The following is an 8,946-nucleotide window of genomic DNA, read 5'->3' on the forward strand; positions in this document are numbered from 1 at the left end:
ACAGCAGGGCGGCCATTCCGTTTGACAGTTTATCCGGGGTGGCCGCCCCGCCCATTTCACAATCGAGGTTTGATGATATGACCGACACTGCCCCGCAGATCGACCTGAACTTTCCCTTGACCGGCAAGGTGGCGCTGGTCACCGGTGGCGCATCCGGTATCGGTGCCGCCATAACCGCCGCCTTCGCCTCAAAGGGTGCAAGGGTTGCCGTGCTCGACATCAATGCGGATGCCGCAGCCGCGCAGGCGGCGCGCCTTGACGGCGGGGCAAAACCGTTCGTTTGCAATGTCGCCGATCCGGCTTCGGTACATGCGGCGGTCGCTGATGTGCTGGCCGCGTTCGGCAGTATCGACATTGCGGTCAACAGTGCCGGCGTCGTCTTTCTCGCGCCGGCCGAGGATCTCTCGCTGGATCACTGGGACAAGACCATCGACATCAACCTCAAGGGCACCTTTCTCGTAACGCAGGCTGTTGGCCGCGCCATGATTGCCGCCGGCAAGGGTGGCAAGATCGTCAATCTCGCCTCGCAGGCCGGCACCGTGGCCATCGAGGAGCATGTTGCCTATTGCGCCGCCAAGTTTGGCGTCATCGGCCTGTCGAAGACCTTTGCGGCCGAATGGGGCAAACACGGCATTACCGTCAACACGCTGTCGCCGACCATCGTCCTGACCGAACTCGGCAAGAAGGCGTGGGCCGGCGAAAAGGGCGAAGCTGCCCGCAAGCGCATCCCCACCGGCCGTTTTGCCTATCCGGAAGAAATCGCCGCCGCCGCCGTTTTCCTGGTTTCGGCCGGAGCCGACATGATCAACGGAGCCGATCTTTTGATCGACGGCGGTTACACGATCCTTTGACGCAAGGACGACCATAAGACAGGAGCTACCATGCAAAGATTTATCAACAATCCGGACAAAGTGGTCGAAGATACCGTCAAGGGTTTCGTCAAGGCCCATTCCGATCTCGTCCGCCTCGCCGACAATCCGCGGGTAATCGTGTCGCGCCATGCGCCGGTGCCGGGCAAGGTCGGCGTCGTCACCGGCGGAGGTTCCGGCCATGAGCCGGCCTTCATCGGCTATACCGGCCGCAACATGCTCGATGCCGTGGCTGTCGGCGAACTGTTTTCATCACCGACGGCCAAGAGCTTTTACGACGCCATGCGCGAGGCAAACGGCGGCAAGGGCGTGGTCTGCCTGTACGGCAACTACGCCGGCGACAACATGAACGTCAAAATGGCCACCAGGCTGGCGGCCAAGGACGGTATCGAGATTGCCACTGTCGTTGCCAATGACGATGTCTGCTCCGCACCGCCGGAAGAACGCCATAAGCGCCGCGGCGTCGCGGGCGAAATCCTGATGTGGAAGGTCGGCGGTGCAAAAGCAGCCACTGGCGCAAGCCTTGAAGAGGTGCGTGCGGCCGCACAGAAGGCCATCGACAATTGCCGCTCGATCGGCGTCGGCCTGGGTCCGTGCACGCTCCCAGCGGTCGGACACCCAAATTTCCAGATCGAGCCGGGCACGATGGAGGTGGGCATCGGCCACCATGGCGAACCCGGCGTCCGTGTCGAACCCTTGAAGACCGCAGAGGCGGTCGCCAAGGATATGTGCAAGATCGTTCTCGATGACCACAACCTTGCCTCCGGAACGGAAGTCGTCGTCTTGGTTTCGGGCCTCGGCGCCACGCCGCTCAACGAGCTTTACATTCTTTACGATACGATCGAGCAGGAGATCGCCGCGCGGGGTCTGAACATCCACAAGACCTATATCGGCAACTATTTCACATCGCTCGAAATGGTCGGCGCGACGTTGACGGTGATGGCGCTCGACGACGAGTTGAAGACGCTCATCGATACCGAGGCGCACTGCGCCATCATAATTTGACGGGGGATTGCATCATGCAGACATTTCCAAATGCGGGCGGTGGCGCAATCGTTCTCTCGCTTGCCGAGCGGATCATCGAAAATCGCGCCTATCTCAGCGAAATCGACGGCAAGATCGGCGATGGTGACCACGGCGTCAACATGGCCAAGGGTTTTGCCATGACGGCCGAGCGGCTGAAGGGCAAGGACGCGTCGCTGGCCGAAGCTCTCGACACGCTGGGAACGCTGCTGATGACGGAAATCGGCGGATCGATGGGGCCGCTCTACGGCGTCATGTTTACCGAATTTGCCGAAAAGATCGAAACCACAGAGGCGATCGATGCCGAGGCCTACAGCCGGATGCTGCATTCAGGACTTGAAGGCATCCAGTCAATCGGCGAGGCAAAGGTTGGCGACAAGACGCTGATCGACACGCTTGTTCCGGCGATCGAGGCTTTTGATGCCGCGACAAGAGAGGGGCAGTCTTTCGCCGATGCGCTCACCGCGCTTGTCAGCGCTGCAGAAGCAGGCCGCGATTCCACCATCAATCTCGTTGCAAAAATCGGCCGGGCCAGCCGTCTTGGCGAACGCTCGCTCGGCGTTCTCGATGCCGGCGCAACATCCTGCGCCATCATCTTGAAGGAACTCTCGCTCGGCGCCCGCGAGCGCTTGCAGTAAGTCTTTGACGGACAGTACGGCCATGGTGACAAACGCTGTGGCCGTGCACCCGCAGTTTTGCGATTGCTGTTGCAAAGCACCGGCATTGCTTCCATCTTCCCGGCCTGCACTGTTACAGCAGCCTGAGTGCCTCAAACAGGACGCGCGGCGCTGGAGCGAATGAGGGAACATCGCAATTTCATGACACCCAAGGCACTTTCACCCCGAAAGGGCGGCGCAAACAGGATTGGCACGACCGAAAGCCTCGACGCCATGCCATTGCGCTATGGCGACGACCCTTATGTCTGGGCCTGCTGGCTCTACTATGAGGACGGCATGACGCAGGGCGAAATCGCCGATGCGATGGGTGTGTCCCGCGCCACCGTCAACAGCTATCTCGCCGATGCGCGCGAAAAGGGGATCGTCAATATTTCACTGGAGCCGGCGCGGCTGGCGTCCCTGACGATTGCGCAGGAACTCAAGCGCCACTTCGGCCTTGCGGACTGCCTGGTGGTTCCGAGCGATGACAATGCCCGGCCGCTGATCGACCGCCTTGGCGTTGCCGGTGCCCACGCATTGCAGAAGCTTCTGAAATCGGGCGACACGCTTGCCGTCGCCTGGGGCCGGACGATCCTGTCGGTCGGCGAACATACCGATATCGGCTCGTTGCAGGATATGACCGTTATTCAGGCGACCGGCGGCACCACGGCATCCTTTGCCTATACGCCGGAACTGACGGCGTCAGCGGTCGCGAAATCGATCTCGGCGCGCTGCGTCAACATTACCGCGCCTGCCATCGTTGCGTCGGCGCAGATGCAGCGCATGCTTCTGGACGAGCCTCTGCTCAAGGAGCAATTCGCGACCCTGTCGCGCGCAAACCGGATCATTTTTGGCATCTCGTCGCTCAGGCCAAACTCCACGATCCACACCAGCGGCTTCTTCGAGTCCGTTCCGCTGCAGCATTATCTGGCAAAAGGTGCGGCGGGCGTCGTAGCCGGACGGTTCATCGACGAACGCGGCAAGCCGGTCACGGGGCCGCTTGATGACCGGACCATCGGCATATCGCTGGATACGCTGCGCGGGATCGGCACGCGTATTGCTGTCGCCGGCGGTTTTGACAAGGTGCCTGCCCTGCTCGCAGCGCTTCGCGGAGGCTATGCCAACGTTCTGATTACGGACGCTGCCACCGGTAGCGGCATTCTCCGGGCGGATGGCGTCACCAGCCTCGATAGCCGCCTGTCGCAGAGGCAAAAGCCGGTATCCACCCCCAGCAGCTATCGAACCCATGTCAAGAAATTCCTCAACAATCCAAATGATGTCGTGGAGGAAATGCTCGACGGCGTGGTCAAAGCCCATGACAAATATCTGCGACCGGTCAAAGGCTCGCACCGGGCGCTGGTTGCGCGCAACGGACCGCGCAAGGGCAAGGTTGGCTTGGTCATCGGTGGCGGCACCGGACACGAGCCATGCTTCATCGGCTATGTCGGCAAGGGCTTGGCCGACGCTGTCGCCATCGGCAACATCTTTTCGTCCCCGCCGCCTGATCCCATCGTTCAATGCGCAGTCGCCGCCTCCGGTGGCGAAGGCGTGTTGTTTGTCTATGGCAATTACGCCGGCGACGTGATGAATTTCGAAATGGCCGCTGAAATTGCAGAGGAACAGGGGATAGAGATCCGCACGGTGCTGACCACCGACGACATCGCCTCATCCCCACTGGAAGACAAGGATGGCCGCCGCGGCGTTGCTGGAAATTTCTTCATCTTCAAGGTGGCCGGTGCCGCCTGTGACCAGGGGCTGACGCTGGATGCCTGCGAGGCCATCACGCGCAAGGCTAATGCCCGCACCTTCACGGTCGGCGTTGCCCTTGAACCCTGCTCCATGCCCCAGACACGCAGGCACAATTTCGAGATTGGCCCGGAGGATATGGAAGTCGGCATGGGCATCCATGGCGAACCCGGCGTCTCACGCGAGCGCATCCGTACCGCCGATGAAGTGGTCGATACGATCATGGACAATATCTTCAAGGAGATGAAGACGCAGCCGGGCGACCGGGTGGCCGTTCTCGTCAACTCGTTCGGGGCAACGCCGCTGATGGAGCTCTATATTCTGTTCCGGCGTGTCGCGCAAAGGCTGGCGGCCAAGAATATCGTCATCGAGGCCAACTGGATCGGGCACTATTGCACCTCGCTCGACATGGCCGGCGCATCGATCTCTATCCTGCATCTCGACGAACAGCTCACCGAACTGCTGAATCATCCCTGCGAAACCGCAGTCCTGAATATCAATTGAGCATGAAATCAGCGGTTCGCCAGGACCGCAGGCTGGCTAGGCATTGGGAGGAATATCATGTCGGAGAATGCGGCACGCAGCATGGTCAAAATGTTCCAGACGATGTCGCAGGTCATCGAGGCCGAAAAGGATCATCTCTCGGAACTGGACGGCGCCATCGGCGACGGCGATCACGGGATCACCATGTCGATCGGCTTTCGCGCCATCAATGCCGAATTGTCCAAGCTCGATCTCGACCGGGCAAGCCTCTCGGACGTGATGTCGACGGCTGCGAGTGGCTTCTTGAATGCGGTCGGCGCTTCGACCGGGCCGCTTTATGCAACGGGTTTCCAGCGAGCCGCCAAGGCATTGGCCGGTTGCACCTCCTGGGATCTATCTGCCTGCACGGAGATGATCGAAGCCATCGCTGCCGGCATTCGTGAGCGCGGCAAGGGGCAGCGCGGCGATAAGACCATGCTCGACGCCTGGCTCCCGGCCGCCGACGCCGCGAGGAATGCTTTGACCGAAAACAAGACGGCAAGCGCCTATTGGCACGATGTTCTGACCTCCGCCGAAAACGGCGCCGCCGCCACCCGCTCAATGATCGCCACCAAGGGGCGCGCTGCAAGGGTGCGCGAACGCTCGCTGGGTCACATAGACCCGGGTGCTGCCTCCGCCGTGCTTTTCATCCGGGTCCTGGCCGGAGCAAATGATGAGACCAGCCGTGCTCACGACCACTGAACCGAAAACCTGTTTGTCCTCACAAACAGTGGCTTTCCTCGATCAAGGCTGCGGCTCGATTTCAAGCGTGCGCGCCTTCACCTGTCCTGAGCGCCCTGCACCCCAGCCGGCTATCCCGGCAGAAATTCCAAGCAGGATAAACAGGAAGGCGCTTGCAGAGAAGCTGCCTGTCCAGGAATGAAGGAGGCCAACGATCAACGGCCCGATCGCAGCCAGGAGATAACCGACGCATTGCGCCATTCCGGAGAGATGCGCCGCGACATGCGCATCCGGGGACCGCAACACGATGATCGTCATCGCAACTGAGATCAGACCCCCCTGCCCTATGCCCTGCAGGACCGCCCAGACCCAGACCGTCGATAGCGGCGCGAAAAGCAGCCCAAGCAAAGCGATGACCGCTGACGAAAGCACCATCATGACGACGGCGCGCTGATCGGGCCGGCGCACGGCAATATGCGGGATGACAAGGCAGGCGCCGGCCTGGACCATCACCGAAACAGACACGACAGCACCGGCTGTGATGCCATCAAGGCCCCGCTCGCGCAGGATCGGCACGAGCCAGCCGAACACGCAATAGGCAAGCGCGGACTGGAACCCCATAAACAGCGTGACCTGCCAGGCGAGCCGATCGCGCAACAGGCCCTGAACCCGAAACCCGGATTGTTTCGGGCGGCGGCTGAGCCAAAATGCCTGCGGCAACCATAAGAGCAGAACAAGGAAAACCGGCAGCGCCCAGGCCCCCAAAGCTGCAGGTGCCGAGCCATTCAGCAGATGTTCGATCGGCAAAGTAAACCCCGCAGCCGCTGCGGCACCGGCACACAGCGCCATCGTATAACATCCGGTCATCAGGGCTGCCTTGTCAGGGAAATCCCGTTTGACGAGACCGGGCAGAAGGACGTTGCCAACGGCGATGCAGGCACCGGCAAGTGCCGTTCCGAGAAAGAGAAGCGGGACGGAATTCAGGCTTCGAAGCGCAGTTCCGAGCATCAATAAAGCAAGGACGCCCAGCAGGGTCCGTTCCGTTCCTATTTTTTGTGCCAGCCAGGGTGCGAGCGGCGAAAAGGCCCCGAGGCAGACGACCGGCAGCGTGGTGAGCAAACCAATGGCTGCCGTCGAAAGACCGAATGTCTGCGCAATTTCCGGAAGCAATGCGGAGGCGCTGGAAAAGACCGGGCGAAGATTGAATGCGATCAGCACAAGGCTGACGCCGAGCAGCAAACGCGCGGCGGCACTTGGCGGCGCAATGAGGCGTGGTTGCGGCACGCTGTCGATCTCGGCATCAATCAGCTGGTCATCGATAGCCTGAAGGGGCCTTACCTGTTTTGGTTGGGCAGTCATGACAAAAGCATCCTGTCGAGTGCGCTCAGTATCGGAGCCATGAAGCGGCGTGTCGCCGCATCGGCCTGATCTGCCGACCCGGAGGCAATGGCATCGATGATATCGGCATGCGCCTGCATGTCGGGTTCGGGGAGTTCGTCGCACAGCGTGGCTTCGATGGTCTCGCGGATGGAGGCGGAAAAGAATTCGTAAATTTCGATCATGGCCTGATTGCCGGACGCGGCGACGACAGCCTTGTGGAAGGCAAGATCCCGGACGATATAGTCCTCGCGGTCGCCCTCGTTGCTATGGCCGCGAACCTCAAGCAGTGAACGCAACGCCGGGATTGCCGCCGGAGCGTGGCGGATGGCAGCCATGCGAGCGGCCTCGACCTCCAGCGCGCAGCGCGCTTCCAGAAGATCGCGCAACCCGGCACCCCGTGCGCGCGAAAAACTTTCGACAGGATCGGTCTTGGAACGGACATAGGTGCCTGACCCCTGCTTCGTCTCCAGAAACCCTTTGGCAACGAGAACGCGGACGGCCTCGCGCACGGTGCCGCGGCTGACGGACAGCAGCGACGACAACGTCGCCTCGTTCGGCAACTGGCCACCGACCGGCCATCGGCCGGAACTGATCTCCAACCGCATCGCCTCGACAGCCGTGTCAGTAAGATTTGTTCGCGAGAGAGCCTGCATCATTATTCATCCAGTCATCCGATGACTTGATGAATAGAACCTATTGAGCGTATCCGCAAGATATTTGGCACGACTGCATGCAAAGACGCGCCGACAGAGTTGTTCGCTTCAATGAGACGGCGGCAAGTGCGAAGGCCGCCCTTGGCGAAACCCGTTCTATGCGCTGCTCTCTATTTCCACTCGTGAAGCCGCGCTGCGCGATAAGGCTGCTCACTCTCCAACACAAAACCATTGCCTGCTTCAGACACATATTCCTGTGCGTCAGCATCATCATTGAACCCGACAAACACCATCAGCATGGCGCGGGCGACCGGTTCGCCTTTCTTGCGATAGGAGAAATTGACGGCGCAATGGGGATATCGTGCATTTACCGCTGCCGTCTGCGCGCCTTTGCCAGAATGCGCGCCATCCACTGGATCGGTGAGCGCAACGAATTGCCCAAGCGCGAAGAAGCGATCCATTGCCGAAAATGCGGAGGATTGAGCAACCTTCTGGTTTAAGCCATCTGCAGAGCGGCCATAGTACAGACTGTCGGTCTGACCCCTCCTGCGCTTTGTTTCATAGACAATGACGCTACCGGCTGCGGCCAGTTCCAGGCGAACCTCGAACGTCTGAAACAATTCGGGATGCCGGTCCAATTGGGTGAACAGACCCCTCACGTCCGCGATATAATCCGCATAGAGCGCAACGGCCATGGGGCATCTCCTTCATAGTCCTAGAAACGTGTGCCTATCACGCGCCTCTCAATGGCGACAGATTTTTCTCGGATATTGAAGAAGGATGGAAAACGCGAATGGGCGGTTATCGTTGGTGATGCCATAAAAACCGCACCGCCAGTCAATTCACCATAATGACTGATAATCTTGACCAGCTCGGCTTTCGGCGAGCCACTGTGTTATTTTAACCCGCCACGATGAGGGAAGCAACGTTCCTGACACCATTTCACGGTTCGTACAGAGCAATTAAGATCAACCAAACGACCCAGCAAATGATCGACGGTTGGGAGCTTTTGACACGTTTGAAAAAGCTTCACTGGATGCTCGATGAAGGCTCGCCGGTACTGTATATTGTAACAGTAAAAAGCCTGGTGATGGCCGCAACGATTCGGATCATGGCTGCTGGCGCAACGTTTTTCTCGGGCTTCAACGGGATGACAGTTCCGGAAAATTGATCCCCTGCCCGTTTTTTCCGGTACGCCGATTTTCAGTTCTTGCGCGTGATGAGTTCGTCAATTGCTTGTTCCGCTTGGTTTTTACCGATCTAGTCATTGATTTTCCATGATAAGTTTGCGCCGCGTTAAGATATCGTTAACCAAAAAGGTCTTGCCCAAAACTCAGAATCGGAGCCTATTGCCAACGGCGGAAATTGTTCGCTTTCCCGCAAAATATCGCCACTGGCAACAAAATGAGTTTCGCA

At 59.6% G+C, this 8,946-nt stretch carries 9 protein-coding genes; 6 read left to right on the top strand and 3 right to left on the bottom strand.

Annotation, left to right across the window (positions count from 1 at the left end):
• The first annotated feature begins 77 nt into the window (after nt 1-77).
• The 5 genes from PYR65_RS25240 (at nt 78) to dhaL (PYR65_RS25260) (ending at nt 5,518) form a co-directional block, all read left to right on the top strand.
• On the top strand, nt 78-851 hold the full coding sequence (locus tag PYR65_RS25240; protein ID WP_276121461.1) for an SDR family oxidoreductase: 774 nt from the start codon (nt 78-80) through the stop codon (nt 849-851).
• 30 nt (nt 852-881) lie between these two features.
• Complete coding sequence (locus PYR65_RS25245; RefSeq protein ID WP_276121462.1) at nt 882-1,874, top strand: dihydroxyacetone kinase subunit DhaK; 993 nt, start codon at nt 882-884, stop codon at nt 1,872-1,874.
• Between the two features lie 14 nt (nt 1,875-1,888).
• Nucleotides 1,889-2,530, top strand: coding sequence for a dihydroxyacetone kinase subunit DhaL (gene dhaL / locus PYR65_RS25250; protein ID WP_276121463.1), 642 nt, complete (start codon nt 1,889-1,891; stop codon nt 2,528-2,530).
• A gap of 180 nt (nt 2,531-2,710) precedes the next feature.
• A complete protein-coding gene (locus PYR65_RS25255; protein ID WP_276121464.1) occupies nt 2,711-4,798 on the top strand; it encodes a bifunctional sugar-binding transcriptional regulator/dihydroxyacetone kinase subunit DhaK in 2,088 nt (695 codons plus the stop codon).
• A 57-nt stretch (nt 4,799-4,855) separates the two neighbouring features.
• A complete protein-coding gene (gene dhaL / locus PYR65_RS25260; protein WP_276121465.1) occupies nt 4,856-5,518 on the top strand; it encodes a dihydroxyacetone kinase subunit DhaL in 663 nt (220 codons plus the stop codon).
• Nucleotides 5,519-5,560: 42 nt separating this feature from the next.
• On the opposite strand, the gene PYR65_RS25265 is transcribed toward dhaL (PYR65_RS25260), so the two are convergent.
• From PYR65_RS25265 to PYR65_RS25275, 3 genes are all read right to left on the bottom strand, one after another.
• Nucleotides 5,561-6,856, bottom strand: a complete 1,296-nt coding sequence (locus tag PYR65_RS25265) for a CynX/NimT family MFS transporter (protein ID WP_276121466.1) — start codon at nt 6,854-6,856, stop codon at nt 5,561-5,563.
• The gene (locus PYR65_RS25270; protein ID WP_276121821.1) at nt 6,853-7,530 is read right to left on the bottom strand and encodes a FadR/GntR family transcriptional regulator; all 678 of its coding nucleotides are present in this window, start codon (nt 7,528-7,530) and stop codon (nt 6,853-6,855) included. The genes PYR65_RS25265 and PYR65_RS25270 overlap by 4 nt, the downstream gene beginning before the upstream one ends.
• A gap of 170 nt (nt 7,531-7,700) precedes the next feature.
• Nucleotides 7,701-8,225 carry a hypothetical protein gene (locus PYR65_RS25275; protein WP_276121467.1) on the bottom strand — a complete coding sequence of 175 codons (525 nt, stop codon included), beginning with the start codon at nt 8,223-8,225 and terminating at the stop codon, nt 7,701-7,703.
• A gap of 293 nt (nt 8,226-8,518) precedes the next feature.
• Here PYR65_RS25275 and PYR65_RS25280 point away from each other — a divergent pair, with 293 nt between their 5' ends.
• Nucleotides 8,519-8,701 carry a hypothetical protein gene (locus tag PYR65_RS25280; protein ID WP_276121468.1) on the top strand — a complete coding sequence of 61 codons (183 nt, stop codon included), beginning with the start codon at nt 8,519-8,521 and terminating at the stop codon, nt 8,699-8,701.
• Nucleotides 8,702-8,946: the final 245 nt, after the last annotated feature.

Source organism: Pararhizobium qamdonense, assembly GCF_029277445.1.
Classification (GTDB): domain Bacteria; phylum Pseudomonadota; class Alphaproteobacteria; order Rhizobiales; family Rhizobiaceae; genus Pararhizobium; species Pararhizobium qamdonense.

Excerpts from the sequence above, each read along its gene's own strand:
- PYR65_RS25240 (WP_276121461.1), top strand. The coding sequence starts at position 78 with ATGACCGACACTGCCCCGCAGATCGACCTGAACTTTCCCTTGACCGGC.
- PYR65_RS25245 (WP_276121462.1), top strand. The coding sequence starts at position 882 with ATGCAAAGATTTATCAACAATCCGGACAAAGTGGTCGAAGATACCGTC.
- dhaL (WP_276121463.1), top strand. The coding sequence starts at position 1,889 with ATGCAGACATTTCCAAATGCGGGCGGTGGCGCAATCGTTCTCTCGCTT.
- PYR65_RS25255 (WP_276121464.1), top strand. The coding sequence starts at position 2,711 with ATGACACCCAAGGCACTTTCACCCCGAAAGGGCGGCGCAAACAGGATT.
- dhaL (WP_276121465.1), top strand. The coding sequence starts at position 4,856 with ATGTCGGAGAATGCGGCACGCAGCATGGTCAAAATGTTCCAGACGATG.
- PYR65_RS25265 (WP_276121466.1), bottom strand. The coding sequence starts at position 6,856 with ATGACTGCCCAACCAAAACAGGTAAGGCCCCTTCAGGCTATCGATGAC.
- PYR65_RS25270 (WP_276121821.1), bottom strand. The coding sequence starts at position 7,530 with ATGCAGGCTCTCTCGCGAACAAATCTTACTGACACGGCTGTCGAGGCG.
- PYR65_RS25275 (WP_276121467.1), bottom strand. The coding sequence starts at position 8,225 with ATGGCCGTTGCGCTCTATGCGGATTATATCGCGGACGTGAGGGGTCTG.
- PYR65_RS25280 (WP_276121468.1), top strand. The coding sequence starts at position 8,519 with ATGATCGACGGTTGGGAGCTTTTGACACGTTTGAAAAAGCTTCACTGG.